Annotated in this window: 20 protein-coding genes; 12 read left to right on the forward strand and 8 right to left on the reverse strand. The window is 68.2% G+C overall.

Going from position 1 to position 25,304, the window contains the following annotated elements; translation table 11 throughout:
• Positions 1 to 49 precede the first annotated feature (49 nt).
• Positions 50 to 1,159, forward strand: a complete 1,110-nt coding sequence (gene hemE / locus AC1RL8_RS29995; RefSeq protein WP_070063917.1) for a uroporphyrinogen decarboxylase — start codon at positions 50 to 52, stop codon at positions 1,157 to 1,159.
• Between the two features lie 413 nt (positions 1,160 to 1,572).
• Complete coding sequence (gene priA, locus AC1RL8_RS30000) at positions 1,573 to 3,720, forward strand: replication restart helicase PriA (RefSeq protein ID WP_492687330.1); 2,148 nt, start codon at positions 1,573 to 1,575, stop codon at positions 3,718 to 3,720.
• A gap of 22 nt (positions 3,721 to 3,742) precedes the next feature.
• Here priA and AC1RL8_RS30005 read toward each other — a convergent pair whose 3' ends face one another.
• Both AC1RL8_RS30005 and AC1RL8_RS30010 read right to left on the reverse strand, forming a co-directional pair.
• Complete coding sequence (locus tag AC1RL8_RS30005) at positions 3,743 to 5,386, reverse strand: S41 family peptidase (RefSeq protein ID WP_492687306.1); 1,644 nt, start codon at positions 5,384 to 5,386, stop codon at positions 3,743 to 3,745.
• A gap of 106 nt (positions 5,387 to 5,492) precedes the next feature.
• Positions 5,493 to 5,702 carry a hypothetical protein gene (locus AC1RL8_RS30010; protein ID WP_062476199.1) on the reverse strand — a complete coding sequence of 70 codons (210 nt, stop codon included), beginning with the start codon at positions 5,700 to 5,702 and terminating at the stop codon, positions 5,493 to 5,495.
• Positions 5,703 to 5,990: 288 nt separating this feature from the next.
• Here AC1RL8_RS30010 and AC1RL8_RS30015 point away from each other — a divergent pair, with 288 nt between their 5' ends.
• Positions 5,991 to 6,629, forward strand: a complete 639-nt coding sequence (locus AC1RL8_RS30015; RefSeq protein ID WP_070063936.1) for a hypothetical protein — start codon at positions 5,991 to 5,993, stop codon at positions 6,627 to 6,629.
• A gap of 9 nt (positions 6,630 to 6,638) precedes the next feature.
• On the opposite strand, the gene AC1RL8_RS30020 is transcribed toward AC1RL8_RS30015, so the two are convergent.
• Positions 6,639 to 7,658 carry an AEC family transporter gene (locus tag AC1RL8_RS30020; protein WP_492687307.1) on the reverse strand — a complete coding sequence of 340 codons (1,020 nt, stop codon included), beginning with the start codon at positions 7,656 to 7,658 and terminating at the stop codon, positions 6,639 to 6,641.
• Positions 7,659 to 7,807: 149 nt separating this feature from the next.
• On the opposite strand from AC1RL8_RS30020, the gene AC1RL8_RS30025 reads away from it, so the two are divergent.
• The 7 genes from AC1RL8_RS30025 (at position 7,808) to AC1RL8_RS30055 (ending at position 17,344) form a co-directional block, all read left to right on the forward strand.
• Positions 7,808 to 9,904: an ATP-dependent helicase gene (locus AC1RL8_RS30025; protein WP_062476196.1), complete on the forward strand. Its 2,097-nt coding sequence runs from the start codon at positions 7,808 to 7,810 to the stop codon at positions 9,902 to 9,904.
• Positions 9,901 to 10,359, forward strand: coding sequence for a hypothetical protein (locus AC1RL8_RS30030; RefSeq protein ID WP_492687308.1), 459 nt, complete (start codon positions 9,901 to 9,903; stop codon positions 10,357 to 10,359). Before AC1RL8_RS30025 ends, AC1RL8_RS30030 begins: the two co-directional genes overlap by 4 nt.
• The gene (locus AC1RL8_RS30035; protein WP_492687309.1) at positions 10,356 to 11,537 is read left to right on the forward strand and encodes a phospholipase A; all 1,182 of its coding nucleotides are present in this window, start codon (positions 10,356 to 10,358) and stop codon (positions 11,535 to 11,537) included. Before AC1RL8_RS30030 ends, AC1RL8_RS30035 begins: the two co-directional genes overlap by 4 nt.
• A 28-nt stretch (positions 11,538 to 11,565) precedes the next feature.
• A complete protein-coding gene (gene nadE / locus AC1RL8_RS30040) occupies positions 11,566 to 12,414 on the forward strand; it encodes an NAD(+) synthase (protein WP_492687310.1) in 849 nt (282 codons plus the stop codon).
• A gap of 197 nt (positions 12,415 to 12,611) precedes the next feature.
• Positions 12,612 to 13,349: a response regulator gene (locus AC1RL8_RS30045; protein WP_070063911.1), complete on the forward strand. Its 738-nt coding sequence runs from the start codon at positions 12,612 to 12,614 to the stop codon at positions 13,347 to 13,349.
• Between the two features lie 28 nt (positions 13,350 to 13,377).
• Positions 13,378 to 16,044 carry a hybrid sensor histidine kinase/response regulator gene (locus AC1RL8_RS30050; protein ID WP_492687311.1) on the forward strand — a complete coding sequence of 889 codons (2,667 nt, stop codon included), beginning with the start codon at positions 13,378 to 13,380 and terminating at the stop codon, positions 16,042 to 16,044.
• 256 nt (positions 16,045 to 16,300) lie between these two features.
• A complete protein-coding gene (locus AC1RL8_RS30055) occupies positions 16,301 to 17,344 on the forward strand; it encodes a helix-turn-helix domain-containing protein (protein ID WP_492687312.1) in 1,044 nt (347 codons plus the stop codon).
• Here AC1RL8_RS30055 and AC1RL8_RS30060 read toward each other — a convergent pair.
• From AC1RL8_RS30060 to AC1RL8_RS30080, 5 genes are all read right to left on the reverse strand, one after another.
• Positions 17,335 to 17,790, reverse strand: coding sequence for a hypothetical protein (locus AC1RL8_RS30060; protein WP_492687313.1), 456 nt, complete (start codon positions 17,788 to 17,790; stop codon positions 17,335 to 17,337). The genes AC1RL8_RS30055 and AC1RL8_RS30060 overlap by 10 nt on opposite strands.
• Positions 17,791 to 17,996: 206 nt before the next feature.
• Entirely contained in the window at positions 17,997 to 19,124 is a 1,128-nt protein-coding gene (locus AC1RL8_RS30065) for a fimbrial protein (RefSeq protein WP_492687314.1), read from the reverse strand.
• A gap of 43 nt (positions 19,125 to 19,167) precedes the next feature.
• Positions 19,168 to 21,774 carry a fimbria/pilus outer membrane usher protein gene (locus AC1RL8_RS30070; RefSeq protein ID WP_492687315.1) on the reverse strand — a complete coding sequence of 869 codons (2,607 nt, stop codon included), beginning with the start codon at positions 21,772 to 21,774 and terminating at the stop codon, positions 19,168 to 19,170.
• Positions 21,775 to 21,787: 13 nt separating this feature from the next.
• Positions 21,788 to 22,558 (reverse strand): fimbrial biogenesis chaperone, encoded by a 771-nt coding sequence (locus AC1RL8_RS30075; RefSeq protein ID WP_492687316.1) that lies wholly within the window; start codon positions 22,556 to 22,558, stop codon positions 21,788 to 21,790.
• A 65-nt stretch (positions 22,559 to 22,623) separates the two neighbouring features.
• Positions 22,624 to 23,160 carry a fimbrial protein gene (locus AC1RL8_RS30080; protein ID WP_492687317.1) on the reverse strand — a complete coding sequence of 179 codons (537 nt, stop codon included), beginning with the start codon at positions 23,158 to 23,160 and terminating at the stop codon, positions 22,624 to 22,626.
• 578 nt (positions 23,161 to 23,738) lie between these two features.
• Here AC1RL8_RS30080 and AC1RL8_RS30085 point away from each other — a divergent pair.
• Entirely contained in the window at positions 23,739 to 24,296 is a 558-nt protein-coding gene (locus AC1RL8_RS30085) for a fimbrial protein (RefSeq protein WP_095743456.1), read from the forward strand.
• 220 nt (positions 24,297 to 24,516) lie between these two features.
• Complete coding sequence (locus AC1RL8_RS30090; protein WP_492687318.1) at positions 24,517 to 25,302, forward strand: fimbrial biogenesis chaperone; 786 nt, start codon at positions 24,517 to 24,519, stop codon at positions 25,300 to 25,302.
• Positions 25,303 to 25,304 lie beyond the last annotated feature (2 nt).

Consider the following 25,304-nt stretch of genomic DNA (forward strand, 5'->3'; position numbering starts at 1 on the left):
CTGTCGGTCAACTGACGGCGAACGCGGGGGGCCCTGCGACAATCGGGCCATGCCTTTCGCCCCTTTGCAAAACGACACCTTCCTGCGGGCCTGCTGGCGCCAGGCCACCGATCACACGCCCGTCTGGCTCATGCGCCAGGCCGGCCGCTACCTGCCTGAATACGTTGCCACGCGCGCCAAGGCCGGCAGCTTCATGGGGCTGGCCACCAACACCGACTACGCCACCGAGGTCACGCTGCAGCCGCTGGCGCGCTACCCGCTGGACGCGGCCATCCTCTTTTCGGACATCCTCACGGTGCCCGACGCGATGGGCCTGGGCCTGTCGTTCGAGGCCGGCGAAGGCCCGCGCTTTGCGCGCCCGGTGCGCGACGAAGCGGCCGTGGCCGCGCTCGAAGTGCCCGACCTGGACAAGCTGCGCTACGTGTTCGACGCCGTGGGCTCGATCCGCAAGGCGCTGAACGGCCGCGTGCCGCTGATCGGCTTCTCGGGCAGCCCGTGGACGCTGGCCTGCTACATGGTCGAAGGCGCGGGCTCGAGCGACTACCGCCTCGTGAAGAGCATGCTGTACGGCCGCCCCGACCTGATGCACCGCGTGCTCGCGGTCAATGCCGATTCGGTGGCCGCGTACCTCAACGCGCAGATCGACGCCGGCGCGCAGGCCGTGATGATCTTCGACAGCTGGGGCGGCGTGCTGGCCGACGGCGCGTTCCACGAATTCAGCCTGGCCTACACCGCGCGCGTGCTCGCCGGCCTGAAGCGCCACGGCCCCGACGGCCAGCCGGTGCCGCGCATCGTCTTCACCAAGGGCGGCGGCCTGTGGCTGGGCGCCATGCGCGCGCTCGACTGCGAGGTGCTCGGCGTCGACTGGACCGTGAACCTGGCCGCCGCGCGCCGCCTCGTGGCCGAAGGCACCGAGGACAAGGCCAAGGCGATCCAGGGCAACATCGACCCGAACGTGCTGTTCGCCCCGCCCGCGGCCATCGAGGCCGAGGTCGGCAAGGTGCTGCAAGCCTTCGGCAAGCCCCACACCGACCGCACCACCGCGGGCCCGACGCACATCTTCAACCTGGGCCACGGCATCAGCCAGTTCACGCCGCCCGACCACGTCGCGGCGCTGGTCCAGGCGGTGCACGACCAGTCGCGCGCGCTGCGCACTTGAGCTAACAAATGTGAACTGCCGACCGCCCGGTTGGCAGACTCAGCGCCCCCTGAAAGCCAGTCGCCCGGCGTTTGTCAAGCCCTAAAACGGCCCCGGACGCCCGACTTATGCACAAAACGCGTGTTGCACTGCGCAAGATTATCTGAGGGGGCATTGGTTCTGCTCCTAAACCAATAGCGACGCTAAGTGGTTGATTTATATAGGTTTTGATTTTTGCTTTTTTTACAGGCATTCCAGCGGAAGCCTTGAAAATCAAGGCTTCGGCGACTATCCAGCCGTCTTGTCAACAAAGTTATCCACAGAAACTCTGGATGACCGCCAAAGCGCTGTGAAATCAACAACTTAAGCGGTCTTGCTCCAAAACGCATTAACAAACCTTGCCAAAAAGGACGCCCAGCCCCTCCGCCGAATCGCTGCCCGAAGCCGGCGCGCCGACGGTCACATCCGCCACAAACGTCTCCTACCCCTGGCGACTCGACATCGCGGTGCAGACGCCCGCGCATGCCGCGCTGGGTGACCTGCTGAGCTACGCCGGCGCCGAGCCGCTGGTGCCGGGCACGCTGGTGCGGGTGCCGCTGGGCAAGCGCGAGGTGCTGGGCGTGGTCTGGAACGAGCCGATCTCGCTGGAGGGCGCCGAGCCCGACATGGCGCTCAAACCCGTGGGCGCGGCGCTCGACGCGCTGGCGCCGCTGGGCGAGGCCTGGCGCGACCTGGTGGCGTTTGCCGGGCGCTACTACCAGCGCTCGATCGGCGAAATCGCGCTGGCCGCCCTGCCGCCGCAGCTGCGCGACCTGAGCACGACGCAGCTGGCGCGCCGCCTCAAGCGCAAGACCACGGCCGGGCCGGTGGCCGAGACGGCCGAATCCGCGAACCTGATCGCGCTCTCCGACGAACAGTCGGCCGCGCTGGCCCGCATCGAGGCCGGCACCGGCACCTTTTTGCTGGTGGGCAGCACCGGCAGCGGCAAGACCGAGGTCTACCTGCGCTGCGTGGCCGACCTGCTGGCGCGCGACCCCGAGGCGCAGGCGCTGGTGATGGTGCCCGAGATCAACCTCACGCCGCAGCTCGAGGCCCGCTTCAAGGCGCGCTTCGGCGACGAGGCCGTGGTGTCGCTGCACAGCGGCATGACCAACCCGCAGCGGCTGGCGAGCTGGCTGGCGGCGCACAGCGGCGCCGCGCGCATCGTGCTGGGCACGCGCATGGCGGTGTTCGCGTCGATCCCGGGGCTGAAGCTCATCGTGGTCGACGAGGAGCACGACCCGAGCTACAAGCAGCAGGAAGGCGCGCGCTACTCGGCGCGCGACCTCGCCGTGTGGCGCGGCCAGCGCGAAAAGGCCAAGGTGATCCTGGGCTCGGCCACGCCCTCGCTCGAGAGCTGGCACCAGAGCCGGCCGCCCGAGGGCGACGACCCGGGCGGGCGCTACGTGCGGCTGGCCATGCCGTCGCGCATCGGCGCGGGCGCGCTGCCGGCGGTGCGGCTCGTGGACATGAACCTGCAGCCGCCGAAGACGGTGATCTCGGGCGCGCTGCTCGACGCCATCGGCCAGCGCATCGCGCGCGGCGAGCAGAGCATGATCTTCCTAAACCGGCGCGGCTATGCGCCCGTGCTGGCCTGCGGCGACTGCGGCTGGAAGAGCGAATGCCCGCACTGCAGCGCCTACCGCGTGTTCCACAAGATCGACCGCACGCTGCGCTGCCACCACTGCGGCTTCACCGAGCGCGTGCCGCGCGCCTGCCCGGCCTGCGGCAACCCCGACATCGCGCCCGTGGGCCGCGGCACCGAGCGGCTCGAGGAGCACCTGGCCGAGCTGTTCGCGAGCGTGAAACATGCGGACGGCAGCGCGGTGCGCATCGCGCGCATCGACGCCGACAGCACCAAGAAACAGGGCGCGCTCGAATCGCAGCTCGCGGCCGTGCACGCGGGCGAGGTCGACGTGCTGGTCGGCACGCAGATGATCGCCAAGGGCCACGACTTCCGCCGCATCACGCTGGTGGCCGCCGTGAACCCCGACGGTGCGCTGTTCTCCAGCGACTTCCGCGCGCCCGAGCGGCTGTTCAGCCTGCTGATGCAGTCGGCCGGCCGCGCGGGCCGCGATGCCGCCTACCTCGCGGCGCAAGGCGCCAAGGCCGAGATGTGGATCCAGACGCACCACGCGCCGCATCCGCTGTTCGCGGCGCTGCGCCGGCACGACTACGAAGCCTTCGCCAAGCAGCAGCTCGAGGAACGCCAGGCCGCCGCCATGCCGCCCTTCGCGTTCCAGGCGCTGGTGCGCGCCGACGCGCGCGAGCAGGCGGTGGCGCAGGGCTTCCTGAACCTCGCAGCCGACCAGGCCGAGGCGCTGCCCGGTGCGGACCTGGTCACGCGCTACCCGGCGGTGCCGCTGGCGATCCAGCGCGTGGCGAACGTGGAGCGCGCGCAGATGCTCATCGAAAGCCCCTCACGCGCCGCGCTGCAGCGCCTGCTGGCCGCCTGGCAGCCGCTGCTTCACGAACTGCGGCGCACGCCCGAGGGCAAGGGCGTGATCCGCTGGCTGGTGGACGTGGACCCGCACAGCATCTGAGCGCGGCGCGCGGACGCCTGCTTCAGCGCGGACGCAGGATGCGGTTGCGCAGGCCTTCGGGCTTGTGCAACAAGGGCGCGGCGGGGCCGGCGACGGCACGCTTGGCGAGGCGCCCGGCCGGTGCGGCGGGGCAGGCCCCCGAGACCTGGTGCGCCAGTGCGGCGGCCAGGCGCGCCTCCTGCGGATCGCCGAGCGCACGGCTGAAATCGTCGGGCACGAAGCAGGTAGGCACGATGCCGTCCGGGTAGTCGCCGAAGCCCTTGGCGTTCACGCCCTGGAACTGCACGCTGAAGTAGGTGGTGCCGCAGTTGTCCTCGGGATAGAAGCCGTAGGGCTTGCCGCAGGTGGTGTCGCCGATCTGGACCACGTCGATGTCGATGCCGCGCAGGCCGTTGATGAACGCCTCGCTGGCCGAGCAGGTGTCGGGGCCCGTGAGCACGTAGACGCGTCGCAGATCGAGGCTGGGCAGCGGAAGGGGCGGGTCGATGGGAGAAAGAAAGCCCAGGGTGGTGGCCCAGAACGGCGTGGGAGCGAGCGTGTTGCCAGTCACCGGATCGCGCTCGGTGTGCTTGTTGTTGAACCGCACGGTCTCGAAGGTCTTGCCGCGCGTCTGCGTCTCGCCGGCGACCATGAAGCCCAGTTGACTGGCCAGGTCCAGATAGCCGCCGCCGTTGTAGCGCAGGTCGACGACCAGCTCGGTGGCCCGCTGCGCGCGCAGCCACTCCATGGCGGCCTTCAGTTGCAGTTCCGCCGTGCCGATGTGGTCGTTGAATTGCAGGTAGCCAACCGTGCGGCCCGCGTTCGGGAGCGTCTTGACGTTCTGGACGGGGGTCGAGATCACCGGCGCCGCCGTCAGCGTGATGTCGCGCGGGGTGTTGCTGCCCGCGTCGACGACGGTGAACCGCGTGGACGTCCCCGGTGCAGCGCCAAAGAGCGCCGCGTTGATGACATCGACGCCTTCCTGCGTGGGGTCGTTCACGAAATCGACGCCGTTGACCCCGAGCACCCGGGCGCCGCGCGGCAGGCCGGCGCCCGTCGTGGCCGCGGGAGAGCCGGGCTCCACGTACGCCACGCGCAGATCGCGCGGCGGGGAGAGGGCAAAGAAAGCCCACTGCGCGCCGTATCCGACGGACGAGCCGGCGCCTGAGAGCGCATTCCACTCCTCGGTGGTGTATGTGAAGTGGAACTGGTCCTTGTCCCTGCCCGACGGCGTCACGGCGTAGGTCTTGAGCAGGTCGAAATAGTCGGCCGTGGCGTACAGCGCCGGGTCCAGGTCCGGCACCTCGTCGTACCAAAGGTAGGTGTGGTTGGTCCACGACCGCAGCCAGTTGTTCTCGTCGAGCGTGCGGCCGGTCTTGTCGGCGAAGGGCTTGCCGTCGGGGTCGGTGCCGGTGCGCGGCGCCGCGCAGCGGTCCTTGTAGAGGCTCGCGGTCCGGAACACGCCCTCGACCCAGGGCGCGTTGCGCAAGGCATCGCCGTCGTCGGGCACGTCGGGTGGTGCCGTGGGTGGGGTGGTGGCAGGCGGCGGGGTGGCCGTGCCGCTGTTCGGCCAGAAGCTGGCGGCCGAGCCCCCATCTCCCCCGCCGCCGCAGGCGACGAGCACGGCCATCGGGACGGCCAGCAGCAGAAGACGGGCGAAACGAAAACGTGGGGAGAAAAGAGGCACGGCGAGATTCCTGGAGGGCGGTAAGGCGCCGCCATCCTAGGAAGCTCTGCGTCGTTGCGCATTGGACCAAAGTCCTAGGCGCTGCACGAACGCGCCGCGTCGGTCTTCAGTGATAGCCGGTGGGCTCCTTGCCCATGTCGACGTAGCGCAGTTCGTTGTGCCGTCGCCGCGCAATGCTGTTCGGCCAGGCGAACACGACGAGGCTCAGCGCGGCCAGCGCGAGCGCGGCGCCCGTGCCGATCGTGCCGGCATGCCAGAACCAGCCCACCGCAGCGAGCCAGGCCAACCACATCAGGATGCGAACCAGTATTGCCATCGCGCGCCCCACTTGGACCCTTCACACCTTGGACTCGGAACCACTGTAGCAGTGCAACTGCATACGCAAGCATTCATCTGAAGAGATAACGCACGGTATGCCTTTAGACATGCCCTGGGATTACCCCGAAATAATCTGCAAAAAGAGTTGACGGTACCCCCGCCCTTGCACAAGCTGTGCCTGTGCGGTTCCATCGCTGGGTCCGCGGTGTTTCGTGCCCGCTCGCTTGATGCAAAGGTCGCCGTGAAATCGTCGTCTCTTCTGGCTGGGGTTGCTGTGGCTGTCGCCGTGTCGCTTTCGTACCTTGCCGCTGCGGGGTCCGCGGGTGCGGCGGAGCTCGAACTGCAGGGTCGGCGGCTGGTGGTGTCGGGCACGCTCGACGGCAGCAAGGTCAAGGCCTTCACCGAACTCCTGAGCAGCGGCACGGTGCGCACCGTGGTCTTCGAAGACTCGTTCGGCGGCACCGCCGAAGCGGCCGGCGCATACGCCGACGCGATCCGCGAGAGCGGCGTGCAGACCGAGGTGCGCGGCCATTGCATGGCGGCCTGCGCCTACGCCTTCCTGGCCGGCAAGACGCACCGCTTCGGGCACGGCCTGCAGGTCAACGGCATCCTGGTGCCGGTGGCAACCCGCCCCACGGCGGCCGAGCTGGCGGTGCGCTGGCGCGGCGAGGAAGCCCGCAAGACGCTGGCCGACTTCACGCCCGCCCCCGGCGCCACCGACGCGGCCCGCCCGATGGAAGCCACCGCGCCCGCTCCCAAGGACAACTGGCAGCCGGACCACGGCGTGCTCTTCACGGCCAGCCCGACGCTGTTCGGCCGTATCTACAACACCTACTACTGCGACGGCACGCAGGGCCGCGACTTCTCGAAGTGCGAGCGGCTCTCCGACGCCGATCCGTACAAGCTCGGCGTGCTGACCGAGTGACGCCCCCGGTCAGCGCAGCGCGCCGACCGCCACCGGGAAGGTGAAGAACGCCGCCACCGTCGTCCACAGGATGATGCGTGCGATGCGGCCGTTGTCGGCGCCGAAGCGCTCGGCCAGCATCGACACGTTGCTCGCGCTCGGCAGCGCCGCGACCAGCACGATCACAGCCAGCGCCGAGGGCGCCAGGGGCAGCCCCAGCGCGATGGCGCCGCGTCCCAGCGCCCAGACCGCCAGCGGGTGCAGCACCAGCTTCACGAGCACCACGGGCAGCACGTCGGCCAGCGGCGCTTTCGGCGCGGGCCCGGCGCCGGTGCCCATCGCCGCCGCCACCATGGCGCTGGCGCCGTGCTCGCGCGCCAGCAGCGCCGAGCGCGCCAGCACCGCGCCGATGGTGAAGAGCGCCACCGGCGAGGCTGCGTCGGCCAGCATGGCGATGGTGCGCTCGACCGGCCCGGGCAGCTGCCAGCGCACCGCCGACAGCAGCACGCCCAGCAGGATCGACCACGGCATCGGGTTCACGAGGATGCCGCGCAGCGCCTTGCGCGCGGCCAGCGTGGCGCCGTGCCGGCCCGCGCTGCCGGCACCGTCGAGCCGCGACAGCGCGATGCACAGCGACGAGGTCACGACCAGGTCGAACGCGATGGTGATGATGATCGGCCCGGCCGCCTCCGCGCCCAGCAGCGCCACCAGCAGCGGCACGCCCATGAAGCCGGTGTTCGGAAAGGCCGCCACCAGCGCGCCGAAGGCCGCGTCGTTCCAGCCGATGCGCGCATTGCGCGTGAACAGCACCACGCCCGCCACCACGGCCAGCGCGCAGATGCCCCAAATCAGTGCAACGCTACCGTCCAGCAGCTGCGCGATGGGCGTGCCGGCGCCGAAGCGCAGCAGCATGCTGGGCAGCGCGAAATACAGCACGAAAGTGTTGAGCCCCGGGATCGCATCCAGCGGCAGGATGCGGGTGCGGGCGGCGGCGTAGCCGGCCGCAATCAGGGCGAAGAAAGGAAAAGTAACAAGGAAAACAGGCAGCACGCCGGCATTGTCGTCCTCCTTCGTCGCGCGATGCCCGCTGACACGGACGGCTGGAGCCGGGCCCGTATCATTGCCCGCTTTGCGACGGCCGCGCCCTGCGGCCCCTCCTGCCTTTTTCGCGTTCCCGCTTTCCCGGTTCCCCCTCCCCCATGTCCCACGGTCTCAATCTCGCCCAGCAAGAAGCGGTCAACTACATGCACGGTCCCTGTCTGGTGCTCGCAGGTGCGGGCTCGGGCAAGACGCGCGTGATCACGCACAAGATCGGCCGGCTGATCCAGTCGGGCCTGAAGCCCGAGCGCATCGCGGCCATCACCTTCACGAACAAGGCCGCCGCCGAAATGCGCGAGCGCGCCAAGGACCTGATCGGGCGCGACGCGCGCAAGGTGGTGGTGTGCACCTTCCACGCACTGGGCGTGCGCATGATGCGCGAGGACGGCCACGTGCTGGGCCTGAAGAAGGCCTTCAGCATCCTGGACGCCGACGACGTCACCAAGATATTGAAAGACTGCGGCGGCACCGTCGACATCGCCACCGCCCGCATCTGGCAGTGGACGATCAGCAAGTGGAAGAACATGGGCCTGAACGCTGCGCAGGCTGCAGCCGCCGCGGTGGATGACAACGAGCGCATCACGGCCGAGATCATGGTCCAGTACGAAGAGCGGCTGCAGGCCTACCAGAGCGTGGACTTCGACGACCTCATCGGCATGCCGCTGAAGCTGCTGTACGAGTTCCCCGAGGTGCGCGCCAAGTGGCAGGCCATGCTGGGCCACATCCTCGTCGACGAGTACCAGGACACCAACGCCACGCAGTACGAAGTGCTCAAGGCGCTGGCCGGCGAACGCGGCCAGTTCACGGCGGTGGGCGACGACGACCAGTCGATCTACGGCTGGCGCGGCGCCACGCTGGACAACCTGAAGAAGCTGCCGGTCGACTACCCGACGCTCAAGGTCATCAAGCTGGAGCAGAACTACCGCTCCACCAGCGCCATTCTTCGCGCGGCCAACAACGTGATCGGCCCCAACCCCAAGCTGTTTCCGAAGACGCTGTTCTCCGAACTCGGCGAAGGCGAGCCGGTGCGCATCGTCGATGCCGACACCGAACTGCACGAGGCCGAGCGCACGGTGGCGCGCATCATCAGCCTGCGCGCGGGCGACACGGTGTCGCAGGGCAAGCAGTACAAGGAGTTCCGCGACTTCGCGATCCTGTACCGCGCCAACCACCAGGCGCGCATCTTCGAACAGGCGCTGCGCAAGGCGCAGATTCCCTACAAGGTGTCGGGCGGCCAGAGCTTCTTCGACCGCGCCGAGATCAAGGACCTGTGCGGCTGGTTCCGCCTGTGGGTCAACAACGACGACGACCCGGCGTTCCTGCGCGCCATCACCACGCCCAAGCGCGGCATCGGCCACACCACGCTGGCCAGCCTGGGCAGCTTCGCGAGCCAGTACAAGCTGAGCCTGTTCGCGGCGCTGTTCAGCCCCTCGCTGCCGAGCGTGATCCCCAAGCGCACGCTCGACGGCGTGCACGAGTTCGGCCGCTACATCAACGACCTGGAGTACCGCGCGCGCCGCACCATGGGCGCCGAAGCCTCGCGCGCCTTCATGCTCGAGTGGCTCAAGGAGATCGACTACGAGCGCCATCTGTACGAAGGCGAAGACAGCGAGGCCGCGGCCGCCACGCGCTGGACCAACGTGCTGGAGTTCGTCGACTGGATGTCGCAACGCGCCGGCGGTTCGCTCGACGACGCCTCGGGCGCCGACGACACGAACCCGAACGAACACAAGAGCCTGCTCGAGGTGGCGCAGACCATCTCGCTGCTGTCGACCATCAGCGAGCGCGAGCAGGACCAGAACGTGGTCACGCTCTCGACACTGCATGCGTCCAAGGGCCTGGAGTGGCCGCACGTGATGCTCATCGGCGTGACCGAGGGCCTGCTGCCCTTCAAGCTCGATGACGACAACGGCCGCCAGAAGGTGGTGAGCGACGAGACCACGCAGCGCCTGCAGGAAGAGCGCCGCCTCATGTACGTGGGCATCACGCGCGCGCAGCGCAGCCTGGCCGTGAGCTGGACCAAGAAACGCAAGCAGGGCCGCGACATGGTGCCCTGCATGCCCAGCCGCTTCATCGCCGAGATGGGCCTGGACAAGGCCACGACCAAGGAAGACCCGCGCGAGAAACTGAAGGCGCTGCGCGCCGAGTTCGCACGCAAGGCGCTGGACAGCGCGGCCAAGGCCGCCGCCACGCCATGAGGACGACGGCGACGGTCGCAGTCGCGCTGCTTGCCGCCGCCCTGGCGGCCGGTTGCGCAACGCCCCGCGACCCCAACTGCCCCGCCGACGCGCGCGAGCTGCCGCTGCAGGCGCTGTACGGCCAGTGGGAAGCCCGCTTCGACGACCTGCCCGGCACGGCCGTCGTGCAGCTGGGCAAGCACCCCGAATACGCCGGCGTGCGCGGCACCATCACGCGCCGCGCCGATGCCTCGACGAAGACCACCGTCGCGCAGCTCGCGGGCGATGTCGACGACGAGGGCGCGCTGTCCATCGACGAATCGCTGGACGGCCGCGCCATCAGCGGCGTCTGGTCGGGCACGCTGCAGCCCGGTGCCTGCGGCCGCGAATTCCGCGGCACGTGGCGCGATGCCGCGACCGAGCGCACGCACCCGTTCGTGCTGCGCAAGACCGTCGCACAGGAAGGAAAGCCATGAAGACGACACGACGACACCCTGCTTCTTTGTTCGATCTGCGCACCGTCGCCGCCGTGGCCGCGTGCCTCGGCGCCGCATCTGTCGCACAAGCACAAGCCGTCGACAAGCCCGCCAGTCCGCTGGCCGATGCACAACTCACCTGGCAGCAGTGCGCCGCGCTCGGCGCGAACAACGAGGCACGCCTGGCCTGCTACGACCGCTGGTCGCAACAACAGACGCTGCCCTCGGTGTCGGTGCCCGTGGCGCCGCCGGTGCTCGCGAGCACGCAGCCGCCGGTGGACGGCACGATTCCGGCCACGCGCGTGGTGTCGGTCGCGACCACCGAAGGCTGCCGCGACCGCCAGTACTCGACGCTGTCGCGCTTCTGGGAACTCGAGAACGCCACCGACTGCGGCACCTTCGGCTTCCGCGGCTACCGCCCGCTCACGGTGTCGGCCTCGGCCGCCACCGACAAGCCCCAGCCGCCGACCTCGCCGTCGGCCGGCCACACGGCCGAGCCCGTGGCCTACCAGGCGAATGAAATGCGCATCGGCCTGTCGGTGCGCACCAAGCTCGCGCAGGGCATGCTCACGCAGAACGACCCGATCAAGAAAGACTCGCTGTGGTTCGCGTACTCGCAGCAGTCGACCTGGCAGCTGTTCAACGGCTCGATCTCGCGGCCCTTCCGCACCACCGACCACGAGCCCGAGCTGATGTATGTCTACCCGACCGACGTCCACCTGCCCGGCGGCTGGCGCTGGCGCTATGCGGGCGTGGGCATCGTGCACCAGTCGAACGGCCAGAGCCTGCCGCTGTCGCGCAGCTGGAACCGCGTGTACCTGATGGGCGGCGCCGAGCTCGACGACCGCTTCACCGTCACGGGCCGCATCTGGCAGCGCATGTCCGAAAGCGCCGCGAAGGACGACAACCCCGACATCGCCGACTACATCGGCCGCGCCGAAGTCACGGGCCGCTGGAACCTCAACCGCGACAACCAACTGGGCATCACGGTGCGCAACAACCTGCGCGACAGCGGCCGCGGCTCGGTGCGCCTCGAATGGCTGAAGGCCATCGGCGACCCGACCAAGAGCAACCTGCGCTTCCACACGCAGCTGTTCCATGGCTATGGCGACACGCTGGTGGACTACAACCGCAAGCGCACCGTGCTGAGCATCGGCCTCAGCCTCGTCGATTTCTGATCTTCATCCTCACTTCCAGGCCCTACAGATGAGTGCAGACCTTTCTCCCGTCGATGCCACGCAGCGCGAGATCATCGCGGCCCTGCACGTGGCGCCCGTCTTCGATGCCGCCGCCGAACTCGCACGGCGCACCGACTTCCTCGCCGACTACCTGCGCAGCACCGGACTGAAGACGCTGGTGCTGGGCATCAGCGGCGGCGTCGATTCGCTGACCGCCGGCTGCCTTGCGCAGCGCGCGGTCGAGAAGCTGCGCGCCGAAGGCCGCGACGCCACCTTCATCGCGATGCGCCTGCCCTACGGCGTGCAGCGCGACGAGGCCGAGGCGCAGGCCGGGCTGGCGGTGATCCGCCCCGACCGCCTGCTGACGGTGGACATCCGCCCCGCCGCCGATGCGATGCTGGCCGCGCTGCGCGCGGGCGGGCAGGCGTTTCGCGATGCGGCGCACGAGGACTTCGTGCTCGGCAACATCAAGGCGCGCCAGCGCATGATTGCGCAGTTCGCGGTGGCCGGCGCGCACGACGGCCTCGTGATCGGCACCGACCACGCGGCCGAAGCGCTCATGGGTTTCTTCACCAAGTTCGGCGACGGCGCGGCCGACATCACGCCGCTCACCGGCCTCAACAAGCGCCGCGTGCGCGCCGTGGCGCAGTTGCTGGGCGCGCCCGATGCGCTGGTCTACAAGGTGCCCACGGCCGACCTCGAATCGCTGGTGCCGGGCAAGCCCGACGAAGACGCCTTTGGCGTGAGCTACGAGCAGATCGACGATTTCCTCGAAGGCAAGCCGGTGTCGGCCGCGGCGCGCGCGGTGATCTTGTCGACGCACCGCAAGAGCGCCCACAAGCGGGCGCTGCCGGTCGAACCGCCTGTACTGAAGTGACCCATTCCGCGTGACAAACGGATCACATTGAAGTCCCCGAAAGGGATGCTTCGATGCATGTGTAAAGCATCGGACGAAAAAAAGTCGCGAAATACCAGCCTGAGAGGGACTTGATTAACCTTTAGGTATCAATTGGTGCGCTTTTGTCTGCAAGAATTTTGGACGACCGGACACACAGTCCGGCCTTCTGGAACCTCATGCTTGACGTAGTGAAACCCGAAATCCTGGTGGTCGACGACGATCCCGAAGTCTGCGAGACGCTGGTCGACCTGCTGGAGTCGTCGGGCTTTCGCGCACAGGCCGTGCCGGACGGCCTGGCCATGGCAGCCCGGCTCGACCAGCGCGCCTTCTCGCTCGTGATCATCGACCTGCGTCTGAAGAAGGAAGACGGCATCGAGCTCGCACGCCAGCTGCGCACGCGCTCGCGCATCCCGATCATCATCCTCACCGGCCAGGGCACGGCCGCCGACCGCATCCTGGGCCTCGAAACCGCCGTCGACGATTTCATCGCCAAGCCCTTCGACAACCGCGAACTGGTCGCGCGCATCCGCGCGCTGCTGCGCCGCTCGGCCGAGACCGGCATGCCGCGCTCGCTGCGCACCGACCGCCTGAGCCACGAACGCTATCTGTTCGGCCCCTGGACCCTCAACATCACCGCGCGCGAACTGCTGCACGGCGACGGCACGCCCTGCGACCTGACGCACGGCGAGTTCGCCCTGCTCGAGGTCTTCGTGCTGCATGCGAACCGCGTCATCGACCGCGAGCAGCTGCTGCTCAAGACGCGCAGCGCCCAGTCGGACGCAGTGAGCCGCACGATCGACGTGCTGGTGTCGCGCCTGCGCCGCAAGATCGAAGAAGACCCGGACCATCCGCGCTTCATCTGCACGGAACGCGGCGCGGGCTACCGCTTTGCAGCGAACGTGGTGCGCTGCTGAGGCAGCAGCGCCCGCACCCGCCCGCCCCATGCAAGGCCCCCGCACCTCCTCGAACGCGAACGCGCCTGCGCGCGGGCGCAAGCGCTCGTGCAGCCTGCGCGGGCGATGGCTCTCCGCGTTCGCCGTACTGGCCATCACCACGCTGGTGCTGGCCGCCGTGGCGATGGTGGCGCTGTTCAACGCCAAGGCCGCGATCCAGGGCTTCGACGAGCGCATCCTGCCGTCGGTGGCGAAGTCGCTCGCGCTGTCGGAGCGCGTCACGCACCTGGCGGCGGCAGCGCCGTACGTGGCGGAAATGTCGATATCGGCGCGGCTCAACCAGGAAAAGGCCGATCTGCTGAAGCGACAGGAAGAGGTGCGCACGCTCGCGGCGCAACTACCGCCGGCGAGCGGCGCAGCCACCGGTGTGCCGAAGGTGCTGAGCGCCATGCAGGTGGTGCTGGACGATCTGATCGAGTTCAAGCGCCTGGACCTCGCGCTGCGAGAAGAAGGCCGCGGGCGCATTCACGCGCTGAGCCAGATGGAGCACCGCATCGCCGATCTGCCCGAGCGTTCCAGGTTCGTTGCAGACCACACGCTGCATCTGCTGCGGGTTGCCTTGTACGCCCACAACACGCTCGACCTGGACGAGGCCGAGCGGGTCTATCTCGCCTACGCCGGCTCAGCCAACGCCTTGCGCATCGATGCGGCGATCCGCGCCCAGATCGCCGCGCAGGCCGACAGCATCTTCGCGCTGCGCAGGCAGCACCTCGCGCTGCGCGATCGCAAGACCCTGCTGCTGACCTCCACGCGCGTGCTCTCGGAAGAGCTCACGCGCTCGGTCGACCGCCATGTGGCGGCGCTCAGCGCCGAGGTGTCCTCGCGCGAACATTCGGTGGGCCTGATCGTGCGCTCGGGGCTGATCGCGGTCACGCTCGCGCTGCTGGTCGCAGCCGCCGCGCTGGTGCTCGGGTACTGGAGCCTGCGCGAATCGCTGCGCGACCTCACGCGGGTTACCTCCGCCATCACCGAGCTGTCGCACGGCAACGCCAGCGCGCCGCCCGATGTCTCGCGACGCGACGACGAGGTCGGTGCGCTCGTCGGTGCATTCAACGTGTTCCGCGACAACACGCTGTCGATGCGTCGGATGGGCGCGGACATTTCGGAGCAACGGCGCCTGCTGCGCACGGTGCTCGACAGCATCGACGACGGCCTGGGCGCGTTCGACGCCGAAGGCCGCCTCGTGGCCTGGAACCCGCGCTTCGCCGCGCTGCTGCGCCTGCCCGCGCAGGCGATCCATACCGGCGCGACGCTCGACACGCTGCGCGCGGCGCTGCCGGCGCTGGCCGACGGCCGCCCCGCCGTCGACCTGCTGGGGCCGCCCGACGCACAGCGGCGGCGCGACGACTACCTGCTCGACAACGGCCAGGTGCTGGCCGTGCGCAACCACCCCATGCCGGCCGGCGGCTTCGTCACGCTGTACAGCGACCAGAGCGAGAGCCGCGCGCTCGAACGGCAAGTGCGGCAGGCGCAGAAGATGGAAGTGCTGGGCCAGCTCACGGGCGGCGTCGCGCACGACTTCAACAACCTGCTGGCGGCGATCTTCAGCAACCTGCAGCTGCTGCAGTCGCGCGACGACCTGTCGCCCGACATGCGCCGGATCGTGGACCGGGCGTTCCGGGCCTCGGAGCGCGGCGCCGTGCTCACGACGCGCCTGCTGGCCTTTGCACGCCGCCAGACGCTGCGCGCCGAAGTGATCGATGTCGACCAGATGCTGGCCGGACTGCAGGACCTCATCGAGTATTCGCTCGGCCAGGGCATCCGCGTCGAGCTCGACCTGCAGGCCGACGGGGCGTGCGTGCTGGCCGACGGCGGGCAGCTCGAGAACGCGATCCTCAACCTAGCGCTGAACGGGGGCGCTGCGATGCCGCGCGGGGGCGTGCTCACGCTGCACAGCGCGTGGCACGCGGCGGCGGCGGCGGCTGCGGCGCATGGCGTGAACGGCGCGCAGGGCAGCCCCGGCCCGGTGGTCGAGATCCGCATCAGCGACACGGGCCACGGCATGCCGCCGCACGTGCTGGAGCACATCTTCGAGCCCTTCTTCTCGACCAAGGAGAACGAAGGCAGCGGATTGGGCCTGAGCATCGTCTACGGCTTCGTCAAGCAGTCGGGCGGCGACCTGCGTGTGCGCAGCACTGTCGGCCAGGGCACCGCGTTCACGCTGGTGCTGCCCGAGGCCGCACCGTCGGCTGCGCCGGCCTGCGCACCGCCACCGCCCGCGCTGTCGCTCGAGGCCTTGCAGGTGCTGCTGGTGGACGACGACACCGACGTGCGCGACGCCACCTTCGAATTTTTCAAGGAGCACGGTGCGCGGGTGCAGGCGGTGGCGTCGGCCACCGACGCCACCGCCGCGCTCGAACGCCAGGCCTTCGACCTGGTGCTGTCGGACGTCAGCCTGGGGCCCGGCGGTGATGGCCTGCAGCTGATGCGCGACGTGCAGCGCCTCTACCCGCGCACTGCCGTGGTGTTGATCTCGGGCCTGCCCTCCGACCTGCTCGCGCACCGCTACGCGGTGCCGCCGCGCACGCGGATCCTGCGCAAGCCCTTCCTCACGGCCGACCTGGTGAGGGCCATTGCGCAGGCCCTGGCCCACCACCGCACCACCGCACCGACGCACCAGCGACCACGGCCCACGCGGCCTGACCGAGTTACCTGAGCGGGCGCCCCCGGGCCGCGGGCCTCCGCATGCGCAGAACACTTGTTTGCATTGCGCGTGTTTCTTTGCGCTTTTGAATTGTTTACTTTTTATTTACAGAGCTACGCCCCAATAGGTCTTGAGCGCCGACCGTTCGCCTGCCGCGAATCCGGACGGCCCGGCAACCGCCACAAGACACACACAAAGGGGAGTGCTCGATGCCAGGACGAGGGACACGCAGGAAGACCGCACGGGGCGCCGCCGCGCCGCATCCGCGATGAGGAGCGCCATCAAGCCCCAGGGCGTGCGCCGCAACCCCGCCCCGGAGATCGAGCACAGCTTCATGCACCATCCGCAGACCGGGCCGGTGCCTTCGGGCCAGCGTGGCTTCCTGCACAGCCTGCAGCACGGCAGCCCGTCACCGCAGGAGCGCTGGCACTGCCACGACGCGTACGAGCTGCACCTGATCGCCGACACGGGAGGCTGGGCCTTCGTCGGCGACCACGTCGAGCGCTTCGAGCCCGGCCACCTGGTGCTCACCGGGCCCCGGTTGCCGCACAACTGGGTGTCGCTCAACCTGCCGTCCGAAGGCGTGGAACTTCGCAGCCTCGCCTTGCAGTTTCCGGACGCGCCGCTGCGCCAGGGCATGCAGGTGTTCGCCGAACTGCAGGAAGCAGCCCCGCTGCTCGAAATGGCCCGCTACGGGATCGAGTTCTTCGGCATCAGCGACGACGTGCGCGAACACCTCGAGCGCCTGCAGCGCAGCGAAGGGCCCGAACGGTTCTCCGAGTTTCTCGGCCTGCTGAGCCTGCTCACGCGCTGCAGGCAGCATCGCGTGCTCTCGTCGGGCTGGCTGCCGGTCAAGGGCAACGCGGAGACGGTCGCTGGCATCGGCAAGGCCGTCGCGTACATCCGGCAGCACCTCGACCAGCCGTTGTCACTCTCGGAGGTCTGCGCGCAGACAGGCCTGAGCCAGGGCAGTTTTTCGCGGCTGTTCAGCCAGGCCACGGGCGTGCCGTTCACCGATTTCGTGAACCGGCTGCGCGTCGGCAAGGCGTGCCAGCTGCTGATGGAAAGCGACCAGCAGATCTCGAGCATCTGCTACGCCGCCGGGTACAACAACATCGCCAACTTCAACCGACGCTTCCTGGAGATCAAGGGCATGACGCCCAAGGAGTTCCGCCTGCGGATGGCCATGCGCCACAGCCAGAGCCAGACGCTGCCGATCTCGCGGCTCGACATGGCGGGCGTCGGCGTCGGTGCGATGGCCGCCACCGACACGGTTCACGCCAGCGCCGCGACATCGCAGCGTCAGTCGTAGGCGACCGTCACCAGTGCGGCCGACGGGCCGCCGGCCTGCCGATCTGCCGATGCAAGCAGTGACAGCGTGCCGCCCTGCTGGCCGATCGCATGCCACTGCGCGGGGTCGAGCGCCTGCGTCCGCCCCCGGCTGTCCATGAAGCGCGCCGACACCGCCTGCGTGCGCGCCATCTCGACCTTCATTCGCGCGCTGGGCCGGTCCACGGTTTCACGGGAAAAGGCCAGCTCGGCCTGGCGTTCGCCCGTCGATGTCGCCTTCATCCGCTGCGGCTGTTGTCGTTGATGTTGCTGGGGTTGCACCAGGGCCACCTGGTAGGGCGCGGCGACGATGGCACCGGTGAAATGAATGGTGCCGTCCCCGGCGTGGCTGCCAAGCGCCAGGCCGCCCAGCCAGGAAATGCCAACCATCGCGGCCAGCCGACGAAGAGAAACCGTGCGTCGTTCCATGGGTGCTCCCTCCTTGCCATCTGCCGCCGAAGCGGCACGTTCAAGAGCGCCTTGGGCAAGGCGAAGGAGCCATGTTAAGCGTGCAATGTGACGCGTTTCTCAGTGCATTCACTCCACCTGACGGCGCTGTCTAGGTGCAAGATGGCGTGTTGTGCTACGCGCGTGTGACTTCAATCCGCGAGGTCGGCCGCCAAGGGCATGACCACCTATTGGTAGTTCATCGCAAAGATCAACACGGCGTTTGCCGTACCCGGTGTGACCGTTGCATCGATCTGTTGATAGGCGGCCTGGAATTTGACCGAATGGCTGCTACCGGAGGTGACGTCGTAGTCCAGGCGATAGGCACTCCCGGCACCGAATGGGACAGACGCCGAATTGCTGATGCGCAAGGCAATCCCCTTGGCTGTCGACCCGGAAGAAAGCGCAAACACGTTGGTACGCGGGTTCTCTGTGCCATTTGAGTAGATTCGGTACGCGACAGACACGGGGCGCGGCAAAGGCCCCGTGGTCACAAGCATCATCCCCGGAGGACAGGTGACCGAAACTTCGAAGTCCTTCGCTGGCGTGGTCGTGCCGATGCCTGCGAACGCCGAACTCTTGTACGAGCCCATCGCGACGGTCAGGTCCTTCACTGTGCAAGTCGGAAGACCTTGGACCACCGTCGGCCCTGCCGTAACGCTCCACGTGCCCTTTGTCAGCACCCCGTCGAGGCTGTAGCTCGACTCGAGCATGGGGACAAAGGGCGTTACGGTTCCTCCGCTGATTGCTCCCGTTTTCACAAACTGCATCAATACGGAGGCGCTCACTCGGCCAACTCCTGCGGTACCGCACTTGACCCATACGCCTGAAGAGGGTGTGAACTGAACCGTTGCAGCTGCTCCCGATCCAGGGGCCGTTGATGGCAGGCCACCAGCGTCGACGACACCGCTGTTGCACGGCCCCACGAAAAGGGAGGCGGCAAACGCAACGCCAACGCCCTGGACATTCGTCTCAAAGACGCTGATTGGGGTACCGGAATATAGAACCTGAATACCTGATTTCGACAACCCCACAACCTTGATCGCAGCACCAAGAAGCGCGTTTCCGGTGCAGGTATACATAAGCCCCCCTCCCCCCTGCATTAGAGGCAACCAAGACGTCAGCCCCCCTCCCGTCCCCAGATTCGGGTTCACGTAGATCGTGGCGGGCAGCGCGGCGACCACGCTGGGCGAAGCCGTGCATTTCGATTGCGCGCTCACGGAAAGAGGCAACCCCAGCAAGCACATGGCAAGACACGCCAGCGCCGCGCGCACGGTGCGATTGATCGATTTCGATAGCCATCTCTTGCAGTTCATCGCTTGTCCTTGTTTGTCCGTTGTCTGGAGACTGGTCGCCCTCTCACTGGGCGCACTGAGCGTCCACCACCTGCCATGGCGACGCAGGGGCATCGGTAGACGCCGCGCCCAACAGAAGCGGCAAGCTGCATCGCTGCCCTTTCTCCTCGCCCCACGCCAGCTCGTACTGCGCGGCCTCGGCCATCACGCTGCGCAGCAAGAGCCGCCCGTCCTGCGCCACCGTGCCGACCTCCTGCCCCGCCGCGTCCGTCACCCGCGCACCGAACGGCACCGGCGTGCCGTCGGCCAGGGTGACGCGCACCAGCACCGAGCGCCCGCCGCCCGAGGTTTCGAATTTCAGCTTGACCACGGCGCCCGCCGTGGGCGCGACGCGCTGCGTGCTCGACTTCAGCTCCACGCTCATCGGCAGGCCCTTGGGGTCGAGCTCGACTTCGTTGCTCGCAAAGGGCGCGAGGTTCGACACCACGGCCTGCCCTCCTGGCCCGACACGCAACCCGCTTGCATTGGCGACGCGCGCGCCGTTGGCGCCCTTCGCCTCGACGATGGCGAGCGTTTCGCCCATCGCAGGCGCGAACACCACGCCGCCGCCGTGGGCCACCACGCCGCCCGATACGCCCACGCCCAGCTGCGAATAACCATCGCCGGCCGACGCACTGCCGCGCCAGGTGGCAACGGGCGAGATATGGGCCACCGTGGCGCCGCCGCCGGTGCGTGACGACTTCGATGCCCCTTCGCCCCCGCGGCTGTGGCTCGCGTTGAGGCTGTAGCTCCACGCGTTGTCTTCGCCGAACACGCCGCCTGCGGAGGTGCGCATGTCGATCGCGCCGCTGGAATCGCGCTGCACGCTCGACGTGGTGTAGACCTCACGCGACCCGGCGTCCAGCGGAATGCCGAAGGTCAGCATGACCGTGTTGTTCCAGCGCTTGCGCAAGGGGTCGAATTGCCGGGCGGCCGAGAGCCCGAGGTTCACGCGACCGAAGCTCTTGCTGTAGCCGGCCTGGAACTGCGTGTCCCGGCCCTCGCGGTTCCAGTAGTCCTGGGTCGAGCCACTCAGGTAGAACGACCCCATGTTGCCCGGCAGGTTCTGGTTGAGCATGAGCTGAAGGCGGCCGCGCAGGTGTCCGCCCGGCAGGCCGCTGCCGTCGCCGCGCGAGGCCCCCGGGGCCTCGCCCAGCGCCACGGCTTCGCGCAGACCCAGGTAGCCCTTGCTCGAATAGCGGTAGGCCGCAAGCGTGACGTGGGTGTCGGTGGGCGCCAGGATCTTGGTGTAGGCCAGCCGCACGCTGTGGCCGCTTCGGCGCTCCTGCCCGGACAGGCTGGCCGCGGTGCCGGTCAGGTCGACGCCGAAGGCGCCCCAGCTGGTGTTGAGCGCAGCCCCACCCACCAGGGCGCGATAGCCGCGTGCAAGCAGCACGCCGCCGTAGCCCGTGAGCATGTTCGTGAAGCCATGCTGCACCGTGCCCTGGAACAACGCGCGCCGGCTGTGCAGCTGTGAATCGCGCAATTGGCCCGCCGTCATGCGGTAACGCGTGATGCCGGGACGCAGCGCGTTCACCGCGGCGGCGTAAGGCACCTTCGACACCTGCACGCTGCCGTCGGCTTCGGTGACTTCGACGTCGAGGTCGCCGCCGTAGCCCGTGGGGTACAGGTCGTCGATCACGAAAGCGCCGGCCGCCACCGTGGTCTCGCGCAGCAGGTTGCCGTTCTGCCGCACGCGCACCACCGCATTGCCGCGAGCGATACCTGTGATGCGCGGCGCATAGCCGCGCTGGGACTCCGGCACCATGCGGTCGTCGGTAGCCAGCTGCACACCGCGAAAGCCGAAGCTGTCGAACAGCGCGCCCTCGGTGAAGGCGTCGCCCATCACCAGCTGGCTGCCCCAGGGCTCGATGGCGCGCTGCACGTAGGTCTGCGTGCCCTGGTAGTGGGTGCCGCGCGCCGAGCCGGTCGTGAGGCTGCCGTGGTGCCGCAGCCGCCAGGGGCCGATGTTGCCGCCCGCCACCAGGCCCACATAGCCTTGGCTGTCCGAGCGTCCTGCGGTCTTCGAGCGGTAGTAGTTGGCGTCGTACTGCAGCAAGGCGGCGGGCACGCCGTCGTCCCATTGGCTCGGGTCCACATGGCCGCGCGCCTGGCGCCGAAGCGCCGCCTGCGGCACGCCGATGTCGAGCCGCTGTTCGCCGTTGTCGAAGAACGCGGTCGCGTCGGGCACCAGTTGGGCCAGTGCCACGCAGTCACGTGGCGAAGGCGCGGAGCCTGGCAACAGGGCCACAGCCTCGGGCGACAGCCGTTGCAGGTCGATGCCCACACGCTCGAGCAGATCGCGGTCGAAGCAGGTCGCAACATCGCCGCTGCGCGCGCCCACGGCCTTCAGCGTGACAGTGCTGCGCCCAAGCCAGATCTGGTTGACGTAGAGGTCGGCACGATAGCGCCCCGCCTCAGCGGGGTTGCCCTTGTTGTAGCGGCTCAGGTCCAGCGGCACGCCGTTGCCCAGCCGCAGGAAGTCTTCGTTGAAGCGCACTTCCGCAGGCTGCGTTGCGGCGGCCGGCGTGTTGGCCCTGACCTGCGTGCTGGCCGCCATCGCCAGAAGCGCCGCCAACGCGCAGGGGGACAACCGCCGCACGGTACGCACGGCGTTTTTCGAGGCCTTCATGAATCGCCATCCGCTAGCGTGCGGTGCCCTTGGGGAGCACAGCGTTGCCTTGCACGGCGCCGCCATAGTCGTTCAGCGTCTGATAGCGAAGCTGGAAGTCTGCGGCGCCCAGGCCATCGAGCGAACCCTTCAGCGGGAGCTCCCTGGTTTCGCCCGGCGCCACCATCACGCCATCGTCGAACCCTGCGCGCTTGCCTTCGCTCTCGAGTTCCACCGAGACGAGGTTCAGGTGATAGGGCGTCGGGTTGCGCACCTCGATCGCCGGCGCGCCCTCGCGCCCGACCAGCCGCCAGACCGCCTGGGCCGGAGCCCCTTCGGCCTTGCCCGCCAGCCCGGGCGGACGGAAGAACAGCTTGATCCGCGAACGGAACGCCAGCTGCAGCTTGTTCGCGTCGGCCATGGCCCCTTCGGGACGGGGCGGCACTTCGAGCATGTTGAGCCAGAACACCGACTCGCGGTCGGAAGGCAGCGGCTCACCCGTGTAGGCGATGCGCAGGGTCTGGCTGCGCGTGGGATCGATGCGGGACACCGGCGGCGTGACCAGGAACGGCGCGCCCTTCGCGGCAGGACCGGCTTCGGCGTTGCCGTCGTCGGTCCAGACCTGCACCAGGGCGGGCGACGCCCCCTCGTTCGAGAGCCTCAGCGTGACCTCGGTTTCCTTCGCGGGGTAGATGACGCGCGTGGCGGCAATCACCACCGCCGCCTGCACCCCGCCACACAGGACGAGCGCGCCGACGGCCGCCGTCACGGTCCGCATCGCAGCCGATGCATGCGCAGTCTTCATGGGTCCTCCCGAAGCGGTCATTCCGGACACGGGCGACCGCTGGCTGCGGCTGCCCGCGCAACCCGTCACTGGTAGGCGATCGAATACACGACGCTCGTCGTGACCTTGCCGACGGTGGCGGCACCGCCGCTGGCGACGTACTCGGCCGTGTAGCGCAGCGAGGCCGCGCCGTTGACGATGTCGGTGGCCCTGGAGTTCTGCGCCGACAGCGCCAGGCCGAGCTTGATCGCGCTGGCGTCGTCTGCGTTGCTCAGGCCGACCTGCACATTGGTGGCCCCACCCGGGGCGGGAATGAGGCGGCCGGTCGTGCTGTCCACGGTGGCACCCGGTTCGAACTGGACCTGCACCTTGGCGGGCGTGGCGGCGCAGCCGGTCAGGTCGATGCTGAACGGCGTCTTGCCGGCCGTCTTGCCGGTCGCGCTGAGCGTGCTGGCGGCGACGGTCGGCAAGGTCACGATGATGTCTTTGTTGCCGCCGTTGATCACGCAGGTCTGGCCCGTGATCTCGCCGTTGAAAGAGATGTTCCCGTCCGCCGCCGAGGCGGATTGCGAGAGGGCGAGTGCGCCAGTGAAAGCAACGGCGGCAATGAAATGGGTACGCATATCGAGTGAACTCCTGAAGACGTGGGTTTGGATGTTGTGCGCGCGGGGTTTGTCTTCGGAGGCCCTGTCACGCCGGTGCTCCTGCGCCGGTCGCGTGGGAGTCAGGTCAATTTATGAACGACATGTGTCCCGCAGGCATACGCGCTTGGAGTCGCGTGATATTCCGATGACCTGCGGACATTCAAAGGTGAACTAAATCACTCGAAAATTAACCGTTTGGCCAAGAGCTGCTGCCGCCGGCCCAGCTCAAGCGGACCTTTGCAAAGACTCGGCTGACGGGGTGATCTGCATTTTCAATTAACAATTTGGACGCAATTTCTTGAACACCGACAACCCTCAATCGGCGATCTTCCTTTAAATCACCATATTCATTCGCCTGCGTGCGGCGAGTTTTTCAGCTTCACCGATCTGTATTTCACATGAAATATGTCACCATTTCTTCACAAGAACGAACAACCAAACACAACCAAAGTTAATCACTGAAAACTCCGCATTTCATCGAGAAGATTTAAGAAATAGACTCCGCCCGCCTTACAAAGGCAAAGCGTTATTCATTCTTAAAAATTCAGGGAAATCAAATGCAAAAGGGTAGTTTTTTCAAGGCTGCAGCAGTCGCGGTCACCGTGGTTCTCTCGCAAGGCGCGCTGGCCGCCGACGGCACCGTGAACTTCACCGGCGAGATCGTCGACACGCTGTGCTCGATCGCACCGAGCAGCCAGAACCTGACCGTGCCGCTGGGCAAGGTGTCGCGCACCGTGTTCGACGGCGCCACCGCCGGCACCGCGGTCGTCGGCAAGAAGGCCACGCCCGCCAGGTTCAACATCGACCTGCTGGGTTGCGGCGCCACCGCCAAGGGCGCGACCGTGACCTTCAGCGGCACTGCCGACCTCGACGACGCCAGCAACCTGCGCCTGGCCAACGCCGGGCAGGTCGGCGTCGGTGCCGCCAGCGGTGTCGCCATCGAACTCGGCGATTCCGCCGGCACCAAGCTCCCGCTGGGCTCGCCGTCGGCGGTCTACATCCTGGGCCAGGGCGACAACGCACTCAAGTTCCAGGCTGCGTACGTCGCCACCCGCTCGGCCGTCACGGCGGGTCCGGCCAACTCGGTCGCGCAGTTCACGATCGCCTACAAGTAATCGCCGCATCCGCGGTCTTCGCACGCCGACCGAAGCCCTTCGCATCGCGTCGGCGCGATACCGCCCCGGCCTCACGGCACCACCGCCCGATCGACACACGGCGGCAGGTGCCACCTCCCGTTTTCATTTCTTGCCCGCACGCCGGGCGCACTGCGTGGTGCGCCGGCACGGTCGGGTGCGCGCGGTTCATGTGTTGGAAACGCGCCGAGGAATTTTTTCTATGTTCAGCAAGAACCGCTTCCGATGGACCTTGGCCGTCCTGCTGGCGTTGAGCCTTCCGTGGCCGGCCGGCGCGGGCATCACGCTCAGCGGCACGCGCGTGATCCTCGGCGAGAAGGACCGCGAAGCCTCCATCCCGGTGAAGAACACCAGCACCTCGCCCTACGTGGTCCAGACCTGGATCGACGCCGGCGAAGGCCAGAACAAGACCCCGCTGCTCGTCACGCCGCCGCTGTCGCGGCTCGATCCGGGCATGGAGAACATCCTGCGCATCATGCGCGTGGCCGGCGACCTGCCGGCCGACCGCGAGTCGGTGTTCTGGCTCAACGTCAAGGAGATCCCCGAGCGGTCGAAGGAGGAGAACGTGCTCCAGATCGCGGTGCGCAGCCGCATCAAGCTGTTCTACCGGCCGGCGCGGCTGGCGGGCAAGCCGGAAGAGTCGCGTGCGCAATTGCAGTGGGTGGTGAGCCCCGGCCCCGAGGGGCGCGGTGCGGTGCTGCGGGTCGCCAATCCGTCGGCCTACCACGTGACGTTCACGGCGCTGGACATCAACGACGGCCAGCAGAAGATCAACGCGGACATGGTGCCGCCCTTCGGCGAAGCCAGCTACCCGCTGACCGCGGTGAAGACGCCCGAAGCGATCCGGGTGAGCTTCACCACGCTCAACGACTACGGCGGCGAAACGCCCGGGGAGCGGGTCCGCGTTCCCCAGGGCACCACGCCCGTGGCGGTGAAGGCCGAGCCGCTGCCGCCGCCCGCCGCCCCGGCGGACGGCAGCAAGCAGTGACG

This window comes from Variovorax sp. GW822-FHT04E09 (assembly GCF_058800845.1).

Excerpts from the sequence above, each read along its gene's own strand:
- hemE (WP_070063917.1), top strand. The coding sequence starts at position 50 with ATGCCTTTCGCCCCTTTGCAAAACGACACCTTCCTGCGGGCCTGCTGG.
- AC1RL8_RS30010 (WP_062476199.1), bottom strand. The coding sequence starts at position 5,702 with ATGGCAATACTGGTTCGCATCCTGATGTGGTTGGCCTGGCTCGCTGCG.
- AC1RL8_RS30025 (WP_062476196.1), top strand. The coding sequence starts at position 7,808 with ATGTCCCACGGTCTCAATCTCGCCCAGCAAGAAGCGGTCAACTACATG.
- AC1RL8_RS30030 (WP_492687308.1), top strand. The coding sequence starts at position 9,901 with ATGAGGACGACGGCGACGGTCGCAGTCGCGCTGCTTGCCGCCGCCCTG.
- AC1RL8_RS30035 (WP_492687309.1), top strand. The coding sequence starts at position 10,356 with ATGAAGACGACACGACGACACCCTGCTTCTTTGTTCGATCTGCGCACC.
- nadE (WP_492687310.1), top strand. The coding sequence starts at position 11,566 with ATGAGTGCAGACCTTTCTCCCGTCGATGCCACGCAGCGCGAGATCATC.
- AC1RL8_RS30045 (WP_070063911.1), top strand. The coding sequence starts at position 12,612 with ATGCTTGACGTAGTGAAACCCGAAATCCTGGTGGTCGACGACGATCCC.
- AC1RL8_RS30050 (WP_492687311.1), top strand. The coding sequence starts at position 13,378 with ATGCAAGGCCCCCGCACCTCCTCGAACGCGAACGCGCCTGCGCGCGGG.
- AC1RL8_RS30055 (WP_492687312.1), top strand. The coding sequence starts at position 16,301 with ATGAGGAGCGCCATCAAGCCCCAGGGCGTGCGCCGCAACCCCGCCCCG.
- AC1RL8_RS30060 (WP_492687313.1), bottom strand. The coding sequence starts at position 17,790 with ATGGAACGACGCACGGTTTCTCTTCGTCGGCTGGCCGCGATGGTTGGC.
- AC1RL8_RS30065 (WP_492687314.1), bottom strand. The coding sequence starts at position 19,124 with ATGAACTGCAAGAGATGGCTATCGAAATCGATCAATCGCACCGTGCGC.
- AC1RL8_RS30070 (WP_492687315.1), bottom strand. The coding sequence starts at position 21,774 with ATGAAGGCCTCGAAAAACGCCGTGCGTACCGTGCGGCGGTTGTCCCCC.
- AC1RL8_RS30075 (WP_492687316.1), bottom strand. The coding sequence starts at position 22,558 with ATGAAGACTGCGCATGCATCGGCTGCGATGCGGACCGTGACGGCGGCC.
- AC1RL8_RS30080 (WP_492687317.1), bottom strand. The coding sequence starts at position 23,160 with ATGCGTACCCATTTCATTGCCGCCGTTGCTTTCACTGGCGCACTCGCC.
- AC1RL8_RS30085 (WP_095743456.1), top strand. The coding sequence starts at position 23,739 with ATGCAAAAGGGTAGTTTTTTCAAGGCTGCAGCAGTCGCGGTCACCGTG.
- AC1RL8_RS30090 (WP_492687318.1), top strand. The coding sequence starts at position 24,517 with ATGTTCAGCAAGAACCGCTTCCGATGGACCTTGGCCGTCCTGCTGGCG.